This is a genomic window from Pseudomonas sp. NPDC090752 (genome assembly GCF_055584805.1).
Window position 1 is genome coordinate 95,620 of the sequence record NZ_JBVJLI010000015.1, and the last position, 20,094, is coordinate 115,713.

21 protein-coding genes are annotated in these 20,094 nt (G+C 64.0%); 10 read left to right on the forward strand and 11 right to left on the reverse strand.

The window, feature by feature from the left end; all coding sequences use genetic code 11:
* Positions 1-17: 17 nt before the first annotated feature.
* Entirely contained in the window at positions 18-1,088 is a 1,071-nt protein-coding gene (locus ACZ6YA_RS19555) for an AbrB family transcriptional regulator (RefSeq protein ID WP_465898738.1), read from the forward strand.
* Here the strand turns inward: ACZ6YA_RS19555 and dddP are convergent.
* Positions 1,085-2,431 carry a dimethylsulfonioproprionate lyase DddP gene (dddP, locus tag ACZ6YA_RS19560; RefSeq protein WP_465898739.1) on the reverse strand — a complete coding sequence of 449 codons (1,347 nt, stop codon included), beginning with the start codon at positions 2,429-2,431 and terminating at the stop codon, positions 1,085-1,087. The two genes, ACZ6YA_RS19555 and dddP, sit on opposite strands and share 4 nt — an antisense overlap.
* 133 nt (positions 2,432-2,564) lie before the next feature.
* Positions 2,565-3,044, reverse strand: a complete 480-nt coding sequence (locus tag ACZ6YA_RS19565) for a VOC family protein (RefSeq protein WP_465898740.1) — start codon at positions 3,042-3,044, stop codon at positions 2,565-2,567.
* 242 nt (positions 3,045-3,286) lie between these two features.
* Between ACZ6YA_RS19565 and ACZ6YA_RS19570 the strand changes: the two genes are divergently transcribed.
* Positions 3,287-4,636: a hypothetical protein gene (locus ACZ6YA_RS19570; protein WP_465898741.1), complete on the forward strand. Its 1,350-nt coding sequence runs from the start codon at positions 3,287-3,289 to the stop codon at positions 4,634-4,636.
* Positions 4,637-4,809: 173 nt separating this feature from the next.
* Positions 4,810-5,460: a TIGR04211 family SH3 domain-containing protein gene (locus ACZ6YA_RS19575; protein ID WP_465898742.1), complete on the forward strand. Its 651-nt coding sequence runs from the start codon at positions 4,810-4,812 to the stop codon at positions 5,458-5,460.
* Positions 5,461-5,510: 50 nt separating this feature from the next.
* Here the strand turns inward: ACZ6YA_RS19575 and ACZ6YA_RS19580 are convergent, their stop codons facing one another.
* Complete coding sequence (locus tag ACZ6YA_RS19580; protein WP_465898801.1) at positions 5,511-5,774, reverse strand: hypothetical protein; 264 nt, start codon at positions 5,772-5,774, stop codon at positions 5,511-5,513.
* A gap of 93 nt (positions 5,775-5,867) precedes the next feature.
* Positions 5,868-6,788, reverse strand: coding sequence for a LysR family transcriptional regulator (locus ACZ6YA_RS19585; RefSeq protein WP_465898743.1), 921 nt, complete (start codon positions 6,786-6,788; stop codon positions 5,868-5,870).
* A 124-nt stretch (positions 6,789-6,912) separates the two neighbouring features.
* Here ACZ6YA_RS19585 and ACZ6YA_RS19590 point away from each other — a divergent pair, with 124 nt between their 5' ends.
* Together ACZ6YA_RS19590 and ACZ6YA_RS19595 are read left to right on the forward strand one after the other, a co-directional pair.
* The gene (locus ACZ6YA_RS19590; RefSeq protein ID WP_465898744.1) at positions 6,913-7,647 is read left to right on the forward strand and encodes an SDR family NAD(P)-dependent oxidoreductase; all 735 of its coding nucleotides are present in this window, start codon (positions 6,913-6,915) and stop codon (positions 7,645-7,647) included.
* Between the two features lie 18 nt (positions 7,648-7,665).
* Positions 7,666-7,872, forward strand: coding sequence for a tautomerase family protein (locus ACZ6YA_RS19595; RefSeq protein ID WP_403127545.1), 207 nt, complete (start codon positions 7,666-7,668; stop codon positions 7,870-7,872).
* Positions 7,873-7,879: 7 nt separating this feature from the next.
* Here the strand turns inward: ACZ6YA_RS19595 and ACZ6YA_RS19600 are convergent, their stop codons facing one another.
* Positions 7,880-8,761 carry a LysR family transcriptional regulator gene (locus ACZ6YA_RS19600; RefSeq protein ID WP_465898745.1) on the reverse strand — a complete coding sequence of 294 codons (882 nt, stop codon included), beginning with the start codon at positions 8,759-8,761 and terminating at the stop codon, positions 7,880-7,882.
* A gap of 117 nt (positions 8,762-8,878) precedes the next feature.
* On the opposite strand from ACZ6YA_RS19600, the gene argC reads away from it, so the two are divergent.
* Both argC and ACZ6YA_RS19610 read left to right on the forward strand, forming a co-directional pair.
* Positions 8,879-9,820, forward strand: coding sequence for an N-acetyl-gamma-glutamyl-phosphate reductase (gene argC / locus ACZ6YA_RS19605; protein WP_465898746.1), 942 nt, complete (start codon positions 8,879-8,881; stop codon positions 9,818-9,820).
* 81 nt (positions 9,821-9,901) lie between these two features.
* Positions 9,902-10,588 carry a GNAT family N-acetyltransferase gene (locus tag ACZ6YA_RS19610; protein ID WP_465898747.1) on the forward strand — a complete coding sequence of 229 codons (687 nt, stop codon included), beginning with the start codon at positions 9,902-9,904 and terminating at the stop codon, positions 10,586-10,588.
* Between the two features lie 113 nt (positions 10,589-10,701).
* Here ACZ6YA_RS19610 and ACZ6YA_RS19615 read toward each other — a convergent pair whose 3' ends face one another.
* The 5 genes from ACZ6YA_RS19615 to ACZ6YA_RS19635 are packed head-to-tail and all read right to left on the reverse strand — an operon-like array spanning position 10,702 to position 15,135.
* Positions 10,702-11,457: an ABC transporter permease gene (locus ACZ6YA_RS19615; RefSeq protein WP_465898748.1), complete on the reverse strand. Its 756-nt coding sequence runs from the start codon at positions 11,455-11,457 to the stop codon at positions 10,702-10,704.
* Positions 11,457-12,662: an ABC transporter substrate-binding protein gene (locus ACZ6YA_RS19620; protein ID WP_465898749.1), complete on the reverse strand. Its 1,206-nt coding sequence runs from the start codon at positions 12,660-12,662 to the stop codon at positions 11,457-11,459. The genes ACZ6YA_RS19615 and ACZ6YA_RS19620 overlap by 1 nt, the downstream gene beginning before the upstream one ends.
* Positions 12,649-13,470 carry an ABC transporter ATP-binding protein gene (locus tag ACZ6YA_RS19625; protein WP_465898750.1) on the reverse strand — a complete coding sequence of 274 codons (822 nt, stop codon included), beginning with the start codon at positions 13,468-13,470 and terminating at the stop codon, positions 12,649-12,651. The genes ACZ6YA_RS19620 and ACZ6YA_RS19625 overlap by 14 nt, the downstream gene beginning before the upstream one ends.
* Positions 13,467-14,531, reverse strand: coding sequence for an acyl-CoA dehydrogenase family protein (locus ACZ6YA_RS19630; protein WP_465898751.1), 1,065 nt, complete (start codon positions 14,529-14,531; stop codon positions 13,467-13,469). Before ACZ6YA_RS19630 ends, ACZ6YA_RS19625 begins: the two co-directional genes overlap by 4 nt.
* A gap of 46 nt (positions 14,532-14,577) precedes the next feature.
* Positions 14,578-15,135, reverse strand: a complete 558-nt coding sequence (locus tag ACZ6YA_RS19635; protein WP_465898752.1) for a carboxymuconolactone decarboxylase family protein — start codon at positions 15,133-15,135, stop codon at positions 14,578-14,580.
* A gap of 102 nt (positions 15,136-15,237) precedes the next feature.
* Here ACZ6YA_RS19635 and ACZ6YA_RS19640 point away from each other — a divergent pair, with 102 nt between their 5' ends.
* Positions 15,238-16,143, forward strand: coding sequence for an AraC family transcriptional regulator (locus ACZ6YA_RS19640; RefSeq protein WP_465898753.1), 906 nt, complete (start codon positions 15,238-15,240; stop codon positions 16,141-16,143).
* A 15-nt stretch (positions 16,144-16,158) separates the two neighbouring features.
* Here ACZ6YA_RS19640 and ACZ6YA_RS19645 read toward each other — a convergent pair whose 3' ends face one another.
* Positions 16,159-16,677 (reverse strand): RrF2 family transcriptional regulator, encoded by a 519-nt coding sequence (locus ACZ6YA_RS19645; protein ID WP_465898754.1) that lies wholly within the window; start codon positions 16,675-16,677, stop codon positions 16,159-16,161.
* Positions 16,678-16,937: 260 nt separating this feature from the next.
* Between ACZ6YA_RS19645 and ACZ6YA_RS19650 the strand changes: the two genes are divergently transcribed.
* The gene (locus ACZ6YA_RS19650) at positions 16,938-18,137 is read left to right on the forward strand and encodes an NAD(P)/FAD-dependent oxidoreductase (RefSeq protein WP_465898755.1); all 1,200 of its coding nucleotides are present in this window, start codon (positions 16,938-16,940) and stop codon (positions 18,135-18,137) included.
* A 232-nt stretch (positions 18,138-18,369) separates the two neighbouring features.
* Positions 18,370-19,995: a methyl-accepting chemotaxis protein gene (locus tag ACZ6YA_RS19655; RefSeq protein ID WP_465898756.1), complete on the forward strand. Its 1,626-nt coding sequence runs from the start codon at positions 18,370-18,372 to the stop codon at positions 19,993-19,995.
* The last annotated feature ends 99 nt before the right edge of the window (positions 19,996-20,094 follow it).

Consider the following 20,094-nt stretch of genomic DNA (forward strand, 5'->3'; position numbering starts at 1 on the left):
GCGCAAGGAGTATCACGTTGCAGACTGCCCTATCAGGTTCTCCCAAAACCCTTTTCACATGGCTCGCCCTACTGACCTGCGCCGGAGCCTTAGGCCAGTTGCTGCATGCCCTGGCCGTACCGGCCGGGTTGTTCCTCGGTCCCATGCTGGTGGCCATCGCGTTTGCTGTTTCCGGTGCGCGCCTGACCCTGCACCGCCAGGTCTTCCGCTTCGGCCAAGGCTGTGTCGGCCTGCTGGTCGCCCACTCGGTAACCTGGGCGGTACTGGTGTCGATGGCGCAGTCCTGGCACCTGATGCTGGTGGCCACCTTCATCACCGTTGCCTTGAGCGCCCTCGTCGGCCTCGGCACCGTGCGCTTCGGCGGCATTCCCGGCACGACCGCCGCCTGGGGTACTGCGCCAGGCGCGGCCTCGGCCATGGTCTCGATGGCCGAGGAACACGGCGCTGACGCCCGGGTGGTGGCGACCATGCAATATGTGCGGGTAGTGTGCGTCGTAATGATCGGCTCGCTGGTCAGCCATCTGCTCGGCGCTACGCCTGGCCCAAGCGCTGCAGACAACGCCGCGGCGCTCACACAAGGCATGCACATGCTCGACACCATGCTCAGCCTTGGTGTGGTGCTACTGGGGGTGCTGGCCGGTAGCCGGATGCCCGCAGGCGCCCTGCTGATGCCGCTGTTGCTAGGCGGCGCGCTGCAACTGAGCGGTTTGCTGACGATCAGCCTGCCCGCGCCACTGCTGGCCTTTGCCTACGGCGCCATCGGCTGCTACATCAGCCTGCGCTTCGACCGGCCGACCGTGTGCTACGTGTGGAAGCGCTTGCCGACCATGATTGCCGGGGCGCTGGCGTTGATCGTGCTGTGCGCGGCCTGCGCCTGGGCGCTGGCGCTGGCCATGGGCACGGATTTTCTCTCAATGTACCTGGCTACCAGCCCGGGTGGGCTGGATGCCATGGCCATCATCGCCGTGGAGACCCACGCGGATGTCGGCCTGGTGCTGGCGATGCAAACGCTGCGCTTGTTCGGGGTGATCGTCACCGGCGCCTTCTGCGCACGCCAGATCATTCGACTGACGCAGGCGCACCCCTAATCACGCAGGAAGCTGTCCTCGAACGGGTAATGGGTCAACAGCTCATACCCGCTGTCGGTCACCAGCAACTGGTTCTCCAGCTTGATGCCATCACGCCCGCCCACCTCGCCCACATAGGCCTCGACGCACAGCGCCATGCCGGGCTGCAGTTCACCTTCATAGCCATAGGCATCGAGGTCTTCCGGATAACGGATGCTAGGGTATTCATCGCACAGCCCAACCCCATGGAACATCACACCGTAGCGCTGCGCCCGGCAGCTTTCCGGCAAGCGGTGGCCATTGCGGGTGAGTTCGGTGAAACGCACGCCGGGCTTGACCATTTCTGCGTTGCGATGAATGTGTTCATGGGCGATGCGGTACAGCCGTTTTTGCTCAGCGGAGGGCTCAAGGCCGCCGCAGATCCAGCTGCGGGACATGTCCACGCAGAAGCCGTACACGCCAATCAGGTCAGTGTCGAAGGACAGCAAGTCGCCGTCACTGAGCACACGCGGACCGGACTCCTGGTACCACGGGTTGGTGCGCGGGCCGGAGCTCAGAATACGCGTTTCTATCCACTCGCCACCCCGGCGGATATTGCCGGCATGCAATGCGGCCCAGACATCGTTCTCGGTTGCGCCAGCACGCATGGCCTGGCGCATCTCGGCGATCGAGGCTTCGCACGAGGCGACCGCGCAACGCATGGCCAGGATTTCGTCTGGACCTTTGATCAAGCGGGCAAATTCGGTGACCTCCTGGCCGTTGTGCACCTGCACGCCCAGGGCATCGAGGGCGCGCAACCCGGCGACCTCAATGCGGTCCACGGCCAAACGACGATTGTTACCGGCATGGGCACGCAGTAGTTCATCGACCTGTGCGCAGAAACGCCTGGCATGTTCGTCGGTACGGTCACCGGTCTCGAAGTAGAAGAACGAAGCGCCACTGCGCAGCTCGGTCACCAGCGGCAGGTGCGCGGACAGGTGGTCGCAGCCGTGGAAGTCCCACAGCACCACATGGCCGCTGGCCGCGACGAAGCAGGCCCGGGCCGGATTGTGGGTGGTCCACAGCTGCATGTTGGTGGTGTCGGTGGCGTAACGGATGTTCAGCGGGTCGAACAGCAGGATGCCGCCTAGGTCACGGGCGATCAGCTGTTCGCGGATGCGCTGCAGGCGGTACTCACGCATGCTTGGCAGATGCGGTGCCGCCAGGCCGAGTGCGGCCCATTCGGCGAAGGCCAGCGGCGTGGGGCCGATTTCGGTACGGTCGTTGTCATCGACCGAACCATCGGCCTTGAGCGCGGCGGCGCGCTGACGGGCCGGGTCGATGCGGCGGGCATGGGCGGGAATCGAGAACGGCGAGGTCATCATGGCTGGCGGTTTTCCCTGGTTTTATTATGGGGGAACTGCGCTTCGATGCTGCGCCATTGCCGGCCAGCCGGCGTGCACGAATTCACCCTCGCACTGCCCGAACGCGACACACGCTTCCTCCACCCGGTAACGCTCAGCCGCGTAATGCAGCCTCGATCGCGGCCACGTCGATCTTGCCCATGTCCATCATCGCATCGAACGCCCGCTTGGCTGCGGCCCGGTCCGGGTTGCCGATGGCTTCGATGAGGATCCTTGGGCAGATTTGCCAGGAGATGCCCCATTTGTCCTTGCACCAGCCACAAACACTCTCTTGGCCCCCATTGCTGACGATGGCGTGCCACAGCCGGTCGGTCTCAGCCTGATCCTCGGTGCTGACCTGGAACGAAAACGCCTCGCTATGGCTAAACGCCTTGCCGCCGTTGAGGCCCACGCAAGGAATACCCATTACGGTGAACTCGACGGTGATCACATCCCCCGCCTTGCCCGAGGGGTAGTCGCTCGGGGCCTGGTGCACCGCGATCATTTTACTGTCGGGGAAGGTGCTGGCATAGAACCTGGCGGCGTCTTCCGCGTCGTTGTCGAACCACAGGCAGATCGTGTTCTTGGCAGTCATGGCGGGGTCCCATGGACGAGTAGGGATCCTTGAGTCTAGCCCCTCGACCCAGTCTGGTCATGGGGGTAGAGGTCGCTTCATCGCCTGGACACAAGCACAGACATGGCAAGTCTGGCACTAATCAGAAAAGGACTACACATAACAGAGAATTATCCAGCCTCCGACAACTTCCCATGGCCAACAGACTGGCACGATCATTCCCAGGGTGCGTCATTACCGACTTAACACAGGGAGATCCAACTTTGTCGGACTTCGAAGCAAAACTGCAGCACCTCACAGCTGTACAGATCGAAGCGCTGTACAGCGAATACATCGGCGGTGAACGAATTGCGCTACTGCTCGAGCGTTACGCCATCGACGTGCCCCCCAGCAGCTTGATCAAAGCCTTCCCGCCGGTGCCTTGCGCCAACTTGAGTTGCCCATATTGCCAGGCCAGCCTGTATGAGCGCCGCAAAAGCAAGACTGCCAACAGCCGCCAGGAACACATGGCGTTCTGCAAAACCTGTGCGCATCGCCATTACTTTGCGGGGCGCTCCCGCTGGCGGCGCGATTGCGCGTGCCAGCCATGCCGGGTAGCGCGTGAACAGGCCATTGTGGATCAGCAAGCGCGGCAGCGTACGCGCATCAAGGAACACTGGTCGCTGGCCAAGCGGGCCCCGCTATCGCTACAGAGCCTGTCAATCACCCGCAAGCTGCAACTGCTGGCCATGCTCGAAGTGCGCATGGATAGCCAACGCGAGCGCTTGATCCCGGCGGAGCGGCCCACGGGTGACGCACGGGTCAGCCCTTCCACGGCCATGGATGCGGCCATCCTGCAGGCGTTGCACGAGGACTTGGTGCTGTTGCCCGACCCCGATTCGCCGCAGGAAGCCTTCAGCGACGACCCCACACCCAAGGCCTGGCGGGACAAAGTGTACTGGGTGGCCAATATCAGTCTGGACGGGCGGCAACGCGCCAACCTGTCGTCGCTGCACCGCGCACTGCTCGAGGTACTGTCCAGCGGACCGCAACCGCAATGGCGCGACGAATTGACCGAGGCCATCGAAACACTGTCGATCGAAGAGGTCTGCTCGTGTATCGCCTCGCGATGCGTCGAGCATGGCTTGCCCTTCGAGGCGAAGAAAAAGGCCGCGGAGGTCGCCATCCAACTGCTCGGCATGCATTCGCTGCGGCACATCAGGTCACTGGCCAGCACGGCGGTACGGGGCGCGCTGGCATTCATTGCGCGCAGCCAGGTCACCCGGCTTCATGCCAGCAACACCATACCCGGTAACATGCTGGCAATGGCCGAACGGGCCGTCAGAGAGCAGTGGCAATTCAAGGCATCCGGCTACGACAACAACGCTCCGCGATGCAGCCTCAACCACGTGCTGTTCGATGTGACACTGAAACAGGATGATCACGGTTTTGACTGCAAGATCGCCGAGTACGTCGAGCAACTGCCCCACCCCAAGTCCGTTACTGCAGCCTGCACCCGCACGCTGTTGTGCGCACGCTGTGGCTCAAGCCTGGTACATGTGCAGAGCGGCGACAAGGAAACCATCGTCAACTGCAAGGACTGCATGGCGCGCACAAAACAACCCGTTCGCTGAGGTGCTCTAGCCCGCCGCCTGCAACATTCTGCAGACAATTCCTACGCCAAGTAGTGAACCTGCCTACAAAAATGCGGTCTTTCGCTGGCGGTCAATTCACCGACCGGTTCGCCGGCCCTCCCACGACGCCGAGTCTGGAGGGCCTATTTTTCCTGTTGCAGCGAAGACCCAACATGCCTGAATCCCGCCCAGCCTCCCTCGCCCTCCCTGCCCTGCGCGGCAGCCTGATCGCCGCCCTGGTGGCCCTTGCCGCCCCCGTGCATGCCGAAGAGCCGGCCAGTGATGCGCGCTGGGTCAGTGACAGCCTGAGCACCTACGTGCGCAGCGGCCCGACCGACGGCCACCGCATCGTCGGCACCCTCAAGTCGGGGCAGAAGCTGACCTTGGTCGGCAGCCAGGGCAACTACAGCCAGGTGCGCGGGCAGAGTGGCGACTTGGTGTGGATCCTCTCCAGCGACCTGCAATCGGTGCCGGGCCAGAATGAACGCCTGCCGCAACTCGATGCGCAGGTGGCCGAGCTGTCCGGGCAGCTCAAGACCATCGACGACAGCTGGAAGAATCGCGTGCAGGGCATGCAGGAAACCCTCGACTCGCGCAAACAGCTGGTCGACGAACTGGAAGCGCGCAACAAGGCGCTGAACGAACAGCTCGACCAGACCCAGTCAACCTTGCGCGACACCCAGGCGCGCCTGGGCGACGAGAACAAGCAAGTGATGATGCGTTACATGGTCTACGGCGGCAGCATCGCTGGGGCGGGGTTACTGATGGGGTTGATCCTGCCGGCACTGACCCGTGGGCGGAAGAAAAACGATCGCTGGTTCTGAGGTCGGCTACGCCGGCTTTCTCGAGACCGAAAAAGCCGGCACTCACACTGCTATTTGCTGCGCGCCTTGTTGTAGATGCTGATAGCTTGGTCTGCAGCAGACTGGCACTTGGTGAAATCTCCCGCATCCCGTGCCTTCTTGGCTTCTTCCCATTTCACTTTGAAGTCATGGGCCATGCCGCCATGCATCGCCTGGCCGCTGGCCTTGTGGTCATTCTCCAACTCGTTGATCTTCGCATCGCAGTTGGTCTTCGGGTCGGCATGGGCGGCAACACTCAACACAGACGCTAATACCAGCAGGGCTATGGATTTCATGGAGCGTTCTCCTGGGAAATCGGAAGGGTCATCGAGAAACATCGGCTCGATGCAGCAACCAGCATAGTCGTCCAAACGTCCCCGCGCCTCAGGTCATCCCGGTGATCTTCCCCCCTCGGCCATCAGGAAATCGATGAACACCCGCACCCGCTGCGGCATGTGCCGCGCCTGGGGGTAGATCAGCAGGAACGGGCGCGAGGTGCCGCCGTATTCGCCCAGCACCTCCACCAACTCGCCGCTGGCCAACGCGTCCTGCACGGTGAAGCGGTAGGCCTGCATCAGGCCGCCGCCATGGCGGACCAGGGTCGTGGTGGCGAGAAAATCGCCCAGGCAAGTGAAGTTACCTTGGGTCTCGATTTCGATGTCGCGGCCATCACGGTGAAAACTCCACGGCGGGCGGCGGCCCGTACTGGCCAGTTCGAACTGGATGCAGTCATGCTCGGCCAGGTCTTCCGGCACTTGCGGCATGCCCTTGCGAGCGAGGTAATCAGGGGTTGCCACTACCACCAACGGGGCATCCTCCAGGCGCCTCGCCACCAGGCGTGAGTCTGCAGGCTCGCGGCCCCGTATGGCGAGGTCGAAGGGCTCTTCGGCGAAGTCGACGTTACGATTGCTGACATGCACGTCCACCTGCACCTGCGGGTAGCGCTGGCGAAAAGCCGGCAGCAACGGCAGCAGGCGGTAATGGGCATAGGGCGTGGGCGCGCTGATGCGCAGGCGGCCGCTGGGGGCGGACTGCCTGCCCGTGACCTGGCGCTCGGCCTCGACCAGTTGCCCGAGTGCCTGGCGACACTCCTGGTAGTACGCCTGCCCTGCTTCGGACAGGCGCATCTGCCGGGTGGTGCGCACGAACAGGCGTACCCCCAGGCGCTCTTCCAGGCGCGCCACGCTGCGGCTTACCGCAGCTGGCGTGACGCCTGCCTCGGTGGCGGCGGCGGTAAAACTGCCGGTGTCGGCGGCCAGGCAGAACAGCTCCAGGCTACCTAGCTGCAGGTCATCGAAATGGCGGGTCATGGTGGCTCTATTGATTACATGATGTATGGATTGAAATGCTATACGCCTCATTTTTCAAGCCTGCGTTGCAGCCTAAAGTGGCTATCACTGCGAGCCGCCGGCTCACTTTTCGGAGAACGCAAGCATGATCCAGCCAAGAACCGTCATCATCACCGGGGCCTCCAGCGGCCTGGGCTTTGCCCTTGCCGAGGCCTTCCTCGAACGTGGCGACAACGTGGTCGGCAACGCCCGCAGCCAGGCACGCCTGGACCAGGCTGCCGCCCGCCTCGGTCAACCCCACCGCTTCATTGGCGTCGCCGGTGACATCGCCGAAGCCGACACCGCCAAGCGGCTGTTTGCCGCCGCCATCGAGACTTTCGGTGGCGTAGACATTTTGATCTCCAACGCCGGGATCTTCATTCCCAAACCGGTCACCGACTACACCGAAGCGGATGTCGACGCACTGGTCGGTACCAACCTCAAGGGTTTCTTCTACCCGGCCCAGGCAGCGGCGCGGATCATGGCCGAGCAAGGCCACGGGCACATCGTCGCCATCACGGCGTCCATCGCCCTGCAGCCGGATACCCGCGTCCCGGCGCTGCTGCCGGTGCTGGTCAAAGGTGGGCTTAACCAGGCGGTCAAAGGCCTGGCCCTGGAACTGGCCGCCAGCGGCGTGCAAGTCAATGCGGTGGCCCCGGGCATCATCGATACGCCATTGCACAGCGGCAATGTCGAAGGCCTGGGCGCGCTGTCGCCGAGCGGCCGCACCGGCAGACCGCAGGATGTGGTGGACGCCGTGCTGTACCTGACCGATGCGCGCTTCGTCAGCGGCGTTATTCTTCCCGTGGACGGCGGCAGCACTGCCGGCACCTGGCACTGAGCAGAGGAGCGAACAGCCATGCCTTATGTCCATATTCGCGTGACCGATGAAGGGGTCAGCGCCGAGCACAAACGCCAACTGATCGAAGGCACCACGCAGTTGCTGCAGCAGGTGTTGGGCAAGCCGCCAGCCAGTACCTTCGTGGTGATCGAGGAAGTGCCGACGGACAACTGGGGGGTGGGTGGCGAGACGGTGACCGCTGTGAGGCAGCGCGAGCGCGGTTGAGGTCCCGCTACTGCCGCAACCGCTCTAACGCCTGCAGCACGAACCTGGTGGCCCGCTCGGCCTGCCCTTCCCTGCAGGCAATACCGAGCTGCCGCCACAACGCCGGGCGCAGCGGCCGGCGGGCGATGCGTGGGTCCAGCTCGGCTACCTCACCTTCCTGGGGCAGCAAGGTGGCGCCATAGCCCGCGCCCACCAGGCTCTTGATGGCATCGTTGTAGTTCAATTCGATCCGCGGCGCGGGGTACAACCCCGCCGCCGCGAACCATTCACCGGTCACCCGCGACAGCTGGGTGCTGCTGTCATTGAGAATCAGCGCCCGCTGCCCGAGCCAGGCCGGGCTGACCCTGGCCGGCGGATGCCAGTCGGCGGGCACGTAGGCGAGGATCGGGTCGCGCCGCCAGGGGCTGAGCTTGATGCCTTTGCCCGCCACCTGCGGCAAGGCCACCAGGCCAATATCCAGAGTACCTTCGCGCAACCGCGCCAGGGACGCCTGGGAGGTCAGCACCTGGACCTGCACATCGATGCCCGGGTGGGCTACGCGCAAGTGCTCCAGCGCCCTGGGTAGCAGGTGGGCGATGGCACCGGTCGAGGCGCCAAGGCGCACGTGACCGGTCAGGCCTTCGACCTGTCGGCGGACTTCATCCAGTGCCAGGTCGGCATCGGCCAGCAGGCGCCGGGCACGGGCCAATAGCGTTTCGCCGATGGCCGTCGGACGTGCCTGATTACGATTGCGGGTGAGCAGCGGTGCACCGACCCGCGCTTCCAGTTCGGCGATGTGCAGGCTGATGGTCGGCGGCGCTAGGTTGAGCTGGCGGGCGGCCTCAGCGAATGAGCCCAGGTCGGTGATGACCACCAGGGTTCGGAGGCGGTCGAGGCTGATTTCGCGCATGAGTTGAGTCCAGGTGTTTAAGTTCAGAAAAGCTGAATTACAGCATCATGATATTCAAATTTCCTTTATTACCGCCATAGGTGAGCATAGGCCACCCACCCTGATCGGACCCTGACCATGCGTACTCCTGTTGTCTTCATCGATGGCGACCAAGGCACCACCGGCCTGCAGATCCATGCCCGCCTGCACGGCCGTAACGACCTGTGCCTGCTGACCCTGCCCGAGGCCGATCGCAAAGATCCGCAACGCCGCCGCGAAGCGATCAACAGCGCCGATATCGCCCTGCTCTGCCTGCCCGACGCCGCTGCCCACGAGGCCGTTGAGGCAATCCACAACCCGGCCGTGCGGGTAATCGATGCAAGTTCTGCACACCGCACCGCCCCCGGCTGGGTGTATGGCCTGCCGGAGCTGGATGAGCAGCAAGCCGAACGCATCGCCCTGGCCAAACGCGTCAGCAATCCCGGCTGTTACCCAACGGGTGCCATTGCCTTGTTGCGCCCGTTGGTCAAGGCTGGCCTGGTACCGGCGGACTATCCGCTGAGCATCCATGCCATCTCCGGTTATTCCGGTGGTGGCCGCGCGGCAGTCGAGCGGCATGAGCAGCCCGACGCACAAATGGCGCCAACCTTGCAGATTTATGGGCTTGAGCTTGCTCATAAGCACGTGCCGGAAATCCAGCTGCACGCTGGCTTGTCGGCCCGGCCGATATTCCTGCCCGGCTATGCGGCCTACCGTCAGGGCATCGTCCTGAGCATCCCGCTGCAATTGCGCCTGCTGCCTGGCCAGGTCAGCGCCGAACAGCTGCAGACATGCCTCGAACGGCACTATCAGGGGGCCCGCCACGTACAAGTCATGCCGCTGCACCAGCATGGCCCCGCGACACCGCTCGATCCCGAGGCACTGAACGACAGCAACGACCTGCGCCTGGCCCTGTACGCCAACCCCGAGCACGGCCAAGTACTGCTCACGGCCGTGTTCGACAACCTGGGCAAGGGCGCCTCGGGCGCGGCAGTGCAAAACCTAGACCTGATGCTCGCGGCGATGCAGGCACAAGGCTGACCGCGCAAAAAGGGTTTAGACTGTGCACCCCGCGCCAATCCGGCGCGGAGTGATTCCACCGCAGCCGGAGCCCGTCCACCGATGTTCATCCTGAGCCACCTCGACAGCGTGCCGCCCGAGTCCTTCCAGAACCAGATCCGCGAACTGGTGATCCATCACGTCGGCGAACTGAGCAGTGTTGCCATTCGTGCCGACAACCCGCTGTACCCGCTTTACCAGTACGGTGTCGGCATGGAGGTGCATCAATACCTGCAAGCCATGGACGGCACCCGCGGCCTGGCCGTGCAGCTGACCCTGGCCCTGGACGCCGATGCGCCGGACCAGATGCTCGGCTTTGCCCTGACCCTGCCGGCCCAGGACAACCCGCACGCCTGCGCATTGGCGTTTCTCGCCGTGGTGCCCGGGCATCGCCGCCAAGGCGTCGGCCGTGCCCTGCTGGCGGATGTACAGGCTCGTTTTGCCAGCGTCGAGCTGAACGCGCCCATCAACCAGGTGCCTTGGTTCGAAGCGATGGGTATGCAAGTGGTGGCCGCCAATGGGCCGCAGGTGTTGATGAGCAGCACCGGGCAGGCCAGCGGTGCGCTGATAGGACGGTTGGATATCGCGCCGATCTATCAGACCACCGAGGTGCTTCAAATTCATACCTACCTGCTCAACCAGCAGGGTGAGGATGCGATGATCGATGCTGAGCAGCAGCGGGATGACTGGCTGGATGAGTTGGCGGAGTTGGCGCGGGAATGCGTGCGGCAGCGCAAGACGGTGCATTGATCTGATGGCCTCTTCGCGGGGCAAGCCCGCTCCCACAGGAAGGCTACAGCACTCAGCAACGGTGCTGTTCCTGTGGGAGCGGGCTTGCCCCGCTAAGGCTCCACATTAGCCCTTCAGCCATGCACCCAACGCCGATGCAACCCACGCGCCAGGGCGTCGAGCATGAACCCCAGCACGCCGATCAGCAGCACCATCGCCATCAGTTCCGAGTAAGCCAGGCGGTCACGGGTATCGAGAATGAAATACCCAAGCCCCGCACTCACCCCCAGCATCTCGCACGGCACCAGCACGATCCAAAGTATGCCAATGGCCAAGCGCACACCGGTCAGCACATGGCCAATCACCCCGGGGATGATCACCTTGCACAAGGTTTCCCAACGCGTGGCGCTCAGGCTGCGGCTCAGTTGCAACCAGCGCGGGTCCAGCTGGCGTACGCCAGCGGCGGTGTTGAGCAGGATCGGCCACAACGCCGCGAACGCCAGCAGGAAGTAGATTGGCTGATCGCCCACGCCCATCAGCATCACCACCACCGGCATCCACGACAAGGGCGAGATCATCCGCAGGAACTGGAAGGCCGGCGTGGTCGCCGCCTCCAGGTGCCGGTAGCTTCCCACCAGCAGGCCCAGCGGCACTCCGATCAACAACGCCAGCATTAGGCCGATGAGAATGCGCTTGAGGCTGACCCAAATATGCCCGTAGACCTCGCCCTGCCCCAACAACTCGGCGAGGCTGACCAAGGTCGCCTGTGGCGAGAAGCGTGCCGACAGGCTATCGACCTCGCCAAACAGCCGCACCCCGGCCCACCACAACACCATCAACCCCAGCAACCCAGCCAGACCCAGGCCTGCATGTACGACGTGCTTGCGCATCAGGCCACGAACTCTTCGCTGCGCTCGAAGTTGTCGGCGATGCCGAACACCGACGGGCCACCGACGGCGGCAATGGCATTGCGCACGAAGCGGTCGTCAACCAGGTCGCGGGCAGTGTGCGCCGGGTCCAGGCCGGCAAGAAAACCGCTCTCGCCTTCGATCAGCGTGCCTTTCAGGCGCTTGACCAGTTCCTCGGTGTAGCTGGGGAACGGGTACGGCTGGAAGTCGATGCGTTTCTCGTCCCACTGCTGGTGCTGGATGGCACCGCTGGCGATGTAGCCGGCACGGTCTTCGGCGGCCGGGGCCAGGACCTTGGCCAGCACTGCCGGCTCGTGCGGGGTGTACTTGTTGGGGCCAGCCTTGGACAGCAGCGCCGCGGCTTCGGCGCGGTGGTCGCGGGTCCAGTGCTGGGCCTTGACGATGGCGTTGACCACCTTCTGCGACCACTCTGGGCGGTTGTTCAGATCATGTTCGTGCATGAACACCACGCAACAGGCATGGTTGCGCCAGACATCGCCGGTAAAGCGCTGCACCCGGCCGACCTTGAGGTTTTCGGCCAGGGCGTTGAACGGTTCGGCGACGATGTAGCCGGCAATACGTTTGCTGGCCAGGGCCGGTGGCATGTCCGAGGGTGGCAGCACCAGCAGGTTGACCTCGTTGGCGGCCAGCGCTGCGTTGACAGGCTTGGACACGGGCGTGAGGCCGTTGTCGTTGAGCATCTGCTGCAGCACTACGTTGTGGATCGAGTACCAGAACGGAATGGCCACGGTCTTGCCGCCCAGCTGCTTCATGTCGGTAATGTCTGGCGCCACGGTCAGGCCCGAGCCGCCGACATGGTTCCACGCCACCACCTTGGCCGGCACCTTGCTGCCATAACGCGCCCACACGGTCATCGGCGACAGCAGGTGAATGACGTTGACCTGCCCAGAGATGAACGCCTCGATCACCTGGGCCCAGCTGCGCAGCAGCACCGGGCGCTCGGCCTTGATGCCTTCGGCCTCGAACAGGCCGTTGTTGTGCGCCACCAGCAACGGCGTGGCGTCGGTGATCGGCAGATAGCCGATGCGCACCGGCGCGTCCGGCTCGGCGGCCGCTCGCGCTTGCAGGCTCGACAGCAGCGGCAAAGCGCCGGCGGCGGTGAGCATGGCACTGAGCTTGAGGAAATCGCGACGCGAAGAAGTGGAGCAGCAGTCATCCATGCACATGGACAGCCTCCGAGGGCAACGAGGGAGAGGAAGGTTCGGCTGTGCGGCTTGCCCGCCGAAGGGTTTTGAGGATGTCGATTCGTAGCGCGCCCAGTTCTTCGACCCGCTGCGCCCGCGGCTGCGGCAGGTCGATGTGCCATTGGCCGAGGACCTGCGCGGGGTGGTCGCCCAGTAGCAGGACCCGGTCGGACAACAGCAAGGCTTCGTCGATATCGTGGGTAATCAGCACCGCGGCGGTGTTGTGCGCGGCGATCAGCTGCAACAGCAGTTGCTGCATGTCGGCGCGGGTCACCTCATCCAGTGCACCAAAGGGCTCATCGAGCAGCAGTACCTCGGGTTGGCGGGCCAGGCAACGCGCCAGCGCTGTGCGCTGGGCCATGCCGCCCGACAGCTGCGCCGGGTAGTGATCGCGCGCATGGGCCAGGCCGACGGCGGCGATCGCATGGTCGATGCGCGCGCGGCGCTCGGCCGCGGCCAGCTTGGGCTGACGGGCAAAATCCAGGCCGAAGGCGACGTTCTTTTCCAGGCTCAGCCAGGGCAACAGGCTGGGGTCCTGAAAGGCCACCGCCAGGCGTGGGTGCGGGCCTTGCAACGGTTCGCCGTGCAGGCTCACGCTACCACCGCGCGGTTGCTGCAAGCCGGCCAGCACCCGCAGCAGGCTGGACTTGCCGACACCGCTGGGGCCCAGAATGGTCACCACCTCCCCGCGCGCCAGCTGCAGGTCAAAGCGCGCCAGCACCTCCTGCCAGCCGCCGTCGCGCGGGTAGCCCAGGCTGATGTTGCGGGCTTCGAGCAACAGGTGGCTCATGCGCTGGCGGCCTGGCGGTGCAGTTCGGCGCGCAGTTGCACCAGGCTCGGGGTGACGATCGGCACGAACGCCGACTCACGCCAGCGGCGCGCGAAACCAGCGCCGAATTCGTCCAGATAAGCCTTGCCACCGCTGGCCTGCAGCTCAAGCTGCACGGCGTCGGAGGCGCATTCAGCCAAGGTGATGCGCAGTTTGAACAACGCGGCGGGCTGGCTCTGAAAACGCCCTTCAAGCACGCCGTGCTTGAGTTCGGCCACGGTGTTTTCCAGGCGTTCCTTGAGGACTTGGCGGTGCTCTTCGAGGAACGAAAGACGCCCGTGCAGGTGCTCATGCACTTCGTCCAGCGAGCGCCGTGCCAAGCCGATGGCCATGCCGCACTGCAGCGCGAGGAACGCCGGGCGCACTTTAGGCAAGAACTCTCGGGCGTTTTCGTGCAGCAGCCAGTCGCGGCTCAGGCCTACCTGATGGAATGCCAATGCGGCCGTATTGCTCGATTGCAGGCCCATCAGTGCCAGATCGTCCGAACGTTCCAGGCCGGGGGCATCGGACGGGATGGCCAGCACGAATGGCGCGCCGCCTGCATCGTCTTCAATGGCCGCTGCCACCACGAAGCCGCTTTTACGCAGGTTGGTCACCCAGTGCAGGCGCCCTTCGAGCGCCCAGCCATCGGCTTGAGGGCGGCCGCGCACCTGCAGTGCCTCGATGCCGGAGAGAAATTTCATGGCATTGGAAAGGCCGGTGGCGCCAGCCTGTTCGCCCGTCAGCAGGCCCGGCATCAGGCGTTCGCGCAGGGCCTGGTTGGGGCTTTGCAGCAGGTATTCGATAAAGGCGCGCTGGCCCCAGCAGACAAACGCTGCGGCAAGTGAATGGCTGGCAATGGCGGCAATGGCCTCGACCGCGTCGGTCACTTCGCCACCGCTGCCACCCAGTGCCGGGGCGACACCGACGCGCAGCAATTGCGACTCGGCGATGTGGGCCAGGACCAGCTGCGGGTCGCACTGGCCCTGGTCGATTGCTTCGGCATTGGCATCCAGCCACTGCGCAAATGCTGCATCAAGCATATCCCTACTCCTTTTGATAAGCAGGCGCCGCGGCACCCTGTGCGGATTACGCAGGCTGCCAGCGGTACTTGCTCAGCTCGTCGTTGAGCGGCGTCTGGGCGAACACATTAGCAAAGTTGCACAGGGTTGCGAGGCTCACACCAAGAATCACCTCAAGCGCGTTGCCCTCGGTGAAACCGGCTTCGCGAAACGCCTGGTAAGTGGCTTCGCTGACATTGCCACGGGTGGCGATGACTTCGCGGGCGAATGCAGCCAGCGTCTCGTAGCGTGCGTCCGGGAGTTCGCCACGGGCGCGCAGCGCATCGACCACCTCCTGGGGCAGTTTCGCCTTGTTCAGGGCCACGGCGGTGTGGCCAGCTACGCAGAAGTCGCAGCCGTGCTGGGTAGCAGCGATCAGTTGCACCACTTCACGCTCGGCCAGGGTCAGCTCGGACTTGCCGTTGAGGGCCGAGACGGTCACGTAGGTTTCCAGCGCCGCTGGGGCATTGGCCAGCACGCCAAGGAGGTTGGGGATGAAGCCCGAGGCCTTCTGGGCGTTTTCCAGGAACGGGCGGGCCGCTTCCGGGGCGCTCTGCAGCGTGTGTAAAGTAATGCGCGAAGACATGGAGTGGACTCCTTAGCTGAGTGTCCCTACAGTCTGTTGGTTATAAGAATTACCCTCCATATTCATCAGTCGCCTTTCCTTGCTCCTGAGTCTTTGCATTAGATGATTTCATCCAGCCATCTTGTCGATTGGTTATTAGAAGGGCTTGAGCTAGACGCCAGCCTGTTCCATGTCGGTCGCTATTGCGGTGGCTGGCACGCCAGCACCCAAGGCATGGGCCGGGCCAGCTTCCACCTGGTGGTGCAGGGGCATTGCTGGCTGCACATTGAAGGCAAGGCCGAGGCCGTGCGCCTGGAAGCCGGGGATGCGGTGTTTCTGCTGCGTGACTTGGCTTATCGGTTGTCCAGTGATCAAAACCCGGGGAGCGCTTGCGCCCAGCCGCGCCAGATAATGCAGCAGCTGAATCCCAACGCCAACGACGGTGTGGGGCTGGTGTGTGGGTTCTTTGATTTCCGCCCGGGGCTGTCGTCGCTGATCGTCGAGGGCCTGGCCGACTGGATCGTGCTTCGCGCGGAGGAGCCGGACACACATGCCGCGCGTGCATTGTTCGAACTGATCCTTGAAGAATGCCGACGCTCGCCCTCGCAAACATTGCTGGAGCGCCTGACACACTTGCTGTTCCTTTATGTGCTGCGCCAGCAGGTACATGGCGGGCATGCGCTCGGCGGGCTGGTCGCCCTCGCCCGCCAGCCGGCGTTCGCAGAGTTGCTGGCACAGTTGATCGAACAGCCCGGGCAGGCCTGGACACTGGAAAGCATGGCGGCGTGCACGGGCCTGTCGCGCTCGGCGTTCTTCAAACGCTTCGTTGATGTGGCCGGGCAATCACCGGGGCAGGTGCTGCTGGCCTTGCGCATGCGTCATGCCTGCCAGCTGCTGCAGGCGGGCAACACCGTTGAGCAAGTGGGTGCTCAGGTGGGGTATCAGTCGGTGGCGGCATTCACCCGCGCGTTTGCCAAAGCGGTGGGCGTGCAGCCAGGGGCGTACCGCAGGCAACACGAGGCGCGCTGAGGCTCCACCGCCTTTTCAAGACTGGCTCGCAGGGATCCGCCGCTCGCCCATCCAGTCGTTGACCTGCTGGCCAAATTCCGCCGGCGCCTTACGCCCGAAGCGCCGCGTCAGGTCGAGAATGGTCTGTTGCGCCAGCGCCTCTTCCATACGCTTCTGCGCGCCCAGCATCACTGCATGTATCGCACAGGTGCCTTCGGTCGCCCAGCCCGGTGGCGAGCCTTCGAACAGCGTGCAGCGCTCGCGGATCTCGCGGCAGTCAAAGATCTTTTTCGGTCCGTCGATGGCAGTGACGATATCCAGCACGGTGATTTCGTCAGACGGTCGGGCCAGGCGAAAGCCCCCGCGCACGCCTTCAGTCGCAGCGACCAGCTTGGCACGGGCCAGCTTGGTGAAGACCTTGGCCAGGTATTCCTGCGGCACGCCCTGCAGCTCTGCCAGATCGCGGACGCTGGACTCGCGGGTGTCCCCACGCTCGTCCACCAGGTACAGCAGGCAATGGATGCCGTATTCGACACCCGCACTGTAGAGCGACATAGCAATCTCCGACTAGATTTGTCGCAAATAGTACGCTGGTCGACAGGTATTGGCAAAGTGTCAAAGCGCCGCCCGTCGCCACCCTAACCCAGTAAGAAACCCATAAACCCTAGATAAACTGGCTTTTCAGCGGTTTCACCAGCGACAAGGCCACGCGTTGAACGCAAAAAAAGCTTGCAGGCAATAACTACGATCAATACAGTCGTAGTTATTCGAGAGACACAAAAGCCTCGAAGCCCCATTACCCAAGGAGCACCTTCATGAAATCGAACATCCTGATCATCGGTGCCGGCTTTGCCGGTGTATGGAGCGCCTTGAGCGCCGCCCGACTGCTCGACCAGGCCCAGCGCGACGACCTGAGCATCAGCGTGCTGGCCCCTCAGCCGGAACTGCGCATCCGCCCGCGCTTCTACGAAGCCGATGTGCATGGCATGAAGGCGCCGCTGGGTGAGTTGTTCGAAGCCGTGGGCGTGCAGTTCATCGAAGGCCATGCCCAGGCCATCGACAGCGCAGCGCGCAGCGTCAGCTTCATTGATGCCAATGGCCAACTGCAGCAGATCGCCTACGACCGCCTGATCCTCGCCGCCGGCAGCCAGGTAGCACGCCCGGCAGTCCCTGGCCTGGCCGAGCACACCTTCGATGTCGACCAAATGGAGTCGGCCGTGCACCTTGAGCAGCACCTGGCGGGCCTGGCTGCCCTGCCCGCCTCGCCGGCACGCAACACCGTGGTGGTGTGCGGCGGTGGCTTTACTGGCATCGAGACGGCCACCGAAATGCCCGACCGCTTGCGCGCCGTCCTCGGCGACGCAGCTGTGCGTGTGCTGGTGGTCGACCGTGGCGCCAAGGTTGGCGAAGCGCTGGGCGCGGGCATCACCCCAGCGATCGTCGCCGCCTGCGAGCACGCGGGTGTCGAGTGGCTGGCCGGTACCTCGGTGGTCGCGGTCGATGCCGGTGGCGTGACCCTGGACAACGGCGAGTACATCGCCAGCAAGACCGTGATCTGGACCGTGGGCGTCAAGGCCAGCCCGCTGACCGCGCAAGTGGCCGGCGAACGTGACAACTTCGGCCGCCTCAAGGTCGACGACCATCTGAAGGTGATCGGCCAGGCACACATCTATGCCACCGGCGACACCGCCTGGGCTGCCGTCGACGAACTGGGCAACCACGCCCTGATGACCTGCCAGCACGCCATCCCCATGGGTCGCCACTCGGGCAACAACGCCATGGCCGACCTGCTCGGCGAACAGCCGGTGATCTACCGCCAGCCCAAGTACGTCACCTGCCTGGACCTCGGTGGCTGGGGTGCGGCTTTTAGCGAAGGCTGGGAGCGCGAACTGAAACTCGAGGGCCAGGAAGGCAAGAACCTCAAGCGCCAGATCAACGGAATGTGGATCTACCCGCCAGCCGCTGATCGCGCCTTGGCACTGGCTGCCGCAGACCCGGCAATCGCCATCGTTTAAGCGCAATTTCCTGACAAAACCGTCAACAAATTACGGTTTTGTCAGTTCTGGTCGTTACATTGAATAACTGGTCAATAATGGTGGCCATGTGGCATCATTCAAATCAAAAACTATTCAAAAGGGTGAGGCACACACTTAAATCCGCAGCGCATCGAGAGCCTGGCATCACCCCGGTGACCCGGCCTTCCGTCCATGCTCTTGGCGCCTGCACGCCACCGTCAAGGAGCATTCCATGCAGTTACGGAATATGAAGATCGGCACTCGCGCGGCAAGCGCATTCGCCCTGTTGGGCGTTCTGGTCCTGGCCATGGGCCTTACCGCACTCTACGAAACCCGGCAGATGGACGAGGCCACGGATGAAATCCGCGTGACCTGGATGCCCGCCGTGGTCGCCCTCAGTGAAATCAGCACCAACCTCGGCCGCGCCCGCGCCGTCACCCTGCGCGCCGCGCTGGATGACAGCCCCAGCGAGCGCCTGCGCAACATCGACCTGCTCAAAGGCATCAACCAACAGCTCAACGATGGCTTGAAGGACTATGAGGCGACCATCATCGCTGCCGATGACCGCGCCCTGTTCACTACCTTCAATGCCGCCCATCAGCAGTACCTCGAACTGCAAGCCCGCGTGCTGCAGGACATTGCCGCCGGCCGCATGGCCGAAGCCAAGCAACAAATTGCCGGCCCGCTCACCCAGTACGCCGACGGCATGATGAAGGCCATGACGGCACTGATCAGCTACAACGGCAACGGCGCTGAGCACGCCTCGCAACGCAGCAGCGACGTGGCCGACGAAGCCTTTACTGCCGTCATTGGCGCGCTGCTGGTGATCATGCTCGCCCTGGCCGCCATTGCCACCGCCCTCACCCGCAGCATCGTCGTGCCGCTGGCCGATGCCGTGGCCGTGGCCGAACGCGTGGCCACCGGCGACCTGACCCAGGACATCCAGGTCACCGGCCGCGATGAGCCGGCTCTGCTACTGCGCGCCCTGAGCCAGATGCAGGCCAGCCTGCGCGACACCCTGCGCAAGATCGCCGCCTCGTCCGACCAGCTGGCCTCGGCCTCGGAAGAACTGCACACCGTGACGGAAGACACCAGCCGCGGTCTGCATCAGCAAAGCGCGGAAATCGACCAGGCGGCCACTGCCGTGAATCAGATGACCGCTGCCGTCGAAGAGGTGGCGAACAATGCGGTGAGCACTGCCGATGCCTCCCAGGGCGCTGACCGCACCACCCGCGATGGCCGCGAGCAGGTCAACCAGGCACTGGCCTCGATCCAGCACCTGGTCGATGACGTCACCGGCACCTCCGCCGAGATCGAGCAGTTGGCTAACAATGCCAACGAGATCAGCCGCGTGCTCGATGTGATCGGCGCGATTGCCGGGCAGACCAACCTGCTGGCACTCAATGCCGCCATCGAAGCTGCGCGTGCCGGCGAGGCCGGCCGTGGATTCGCCGTAGTGGCAGACGAGGTACGCGCCCTTGCTCACCGCACTCAGCAGTCCACGGCGGAGATCGAGCAGATGATTGCCGGGATCCAGAACGGTACCGAGCGTGCGGTGACGGCCATGCACAGCAGTCAGGGTCGGGCGACCGGTACACTGGAAGTGGCGCAGGGCGCCGGGCAGGCGCTGGAGGTGATTGCCGAGGCGATTGCATCGATCAACCAGCGCAACCTGGTGATCGCCAGTGCTTCGGAGGAACAGGCGCAGGTGGCGCGGGAGGTGGATCGCAACCTGGTGAACATTCGCGATCTGGCGATGCAGACTTCGGCGGGGGCCAATCAGACCAGTGCGGCGGCGCAGGACCTGTCGCGATTGGCGGTGGATCTGAATGGCATGGTGGCGCAGTTCAAGGTTTGATCTGAAGCACATGGGGCCGCTCTGCGGCCCATCGCAGGCAAGCCAGCTCCCACAGGTACTGCACAGTTTTTGAATCCAGTGCTTTACCTGCGGGAGCTG

Coding starts and splice junctions, on each gene's coding strand:
- dddP (WP_465898739.1), bottom strand. CDS start 2,431: ATGATGACCTCGCCGTTCTCGATTCCCGCCCATGCCCGCCGCATCGAC.
- ACZ6YA_RS19565 (WP_465898740.1), bottom strand. CDS start 3,044: ATGACTGCCAAGAACACGATCTGCCTGTGGTTCGACAACGACGCGGAA.
- ACZ6YA_RS19575 (WP_465898742.1), top strand. CDS start 4,810: ATGCCTGAATCCCGCCCAGCCTCCCTCGCCCTCCCTGCCCTGCGCGGC.
- ACZ6YA_RS19580 (WP_465898801.1), bottom strand. CDS start 5,774: ATGAAATCCATAGCCCTGCTGGTATTAGCGTCTGTGTTGAGTGTTGCC.
- ACZ6YA_RS19585 (WP_465898743.1), bottom strand. CDS start 6,788: ATGACCCGCCATTTCGATGACCTGCAGCTAGGTAGCCTGGAGCTGTTC.
- ACZ6YA_RS19590 (WP_465898744.1), top strand. CDS start 6,913: ATGATCCAGCCAAGAACCGTCATCATCACCGGGGCCTCCAGCGGCCTG.
- ACZ6YA_RS19595 (WP_403127545.1), top strand. CDS start 7,666: ATGCCTTATGTCCATATTCGCGTGACCGATGAAGGGGTCAGCGCCGAG.
- ACZ6YA_RS19600 (WP_465898745.1), bottom strand. CDS start 8,761: ATGCGCGAAATCAGCCTCGACCGCCTCCGAACCCTGGTGGTCATCACC.
- argC (WP_465898746.1), top strand. CDS start 8,879: ATGCGTACTCCTGTTGTCTTCATCGATGGCGACCAAGGCACCACCGGC.
- ACZ6YA_RS19610 (WP_465898747.1), top strand. CDS start 9,902: ATGTTCATCCTGAGCCACCTCGACAGCGTGCCGCCCGAGTCCTTCCAG.
- ACZ6YA_RS19615 (WP_465898748.1), bottom strand. CDS start 11,457: ATGCGCAAGCACGTCGTACATGCAGGCCTGGGTCTGGCTGGGTTGCTG.
- ACZ6YA_RS19620 (WP_465898749.1), bottom strand. CDS start 12,662: ATGTGCATGGATGACTGCTGCTCCACTTCTTCGCGTCGCGATTTCCTC.
- ACZ6YA_RS19625 (WP_465898750.1), bottom strand. CDS start 13,470: ATGAGCCACCTGTTGCTCGAAGCCCGCAACATCAGCCTGGGCTACCCG.
- ACZ6YA_RS19630 (WP_465898751.1), bottom strand. CDS start 14,531: ATGCTTGATGCAGCATTTGCGCAGTGGCTGGATGCCAATGCCGAAGCA.
- ACZ6YA_RS19635 (WP_465898752.1), bottom strand. CDS start 15,135: ATGTCTTCGCGCATTACTTTACACACGCTGCAGAGCGCCCCGGAAGCG.
- ACZ6YA_RS19640 (WP_465898753.1), top strand. CDS start 15,238: ATGATTTCATCCAGCCATCTTGTCGATTGGTTATTAGAAGGGCTTGAG.
- ACZ6YA_RS19645 (WP_465898754.1), bottom strand. CDS start 16,677: ATGTCGCTCTACAGTGCGGGTGTCGAATACGGCATCCATTGCCTGCTG.
- ACZ6YA_RS19650 (WP_465898755.1), top strand. CDS start 16,938: ATGAAATCGAACATCCTGATCATCGGTGCCGGCTTTGCCGGTGTATGG.
- ACZ6YA_RS19655 (WP_465898756.1), top strand. CDS start 18,370: ATGCAGTTACGGAATATGAAGATCGGCACTCGCGCGGCAAGCGCATTC.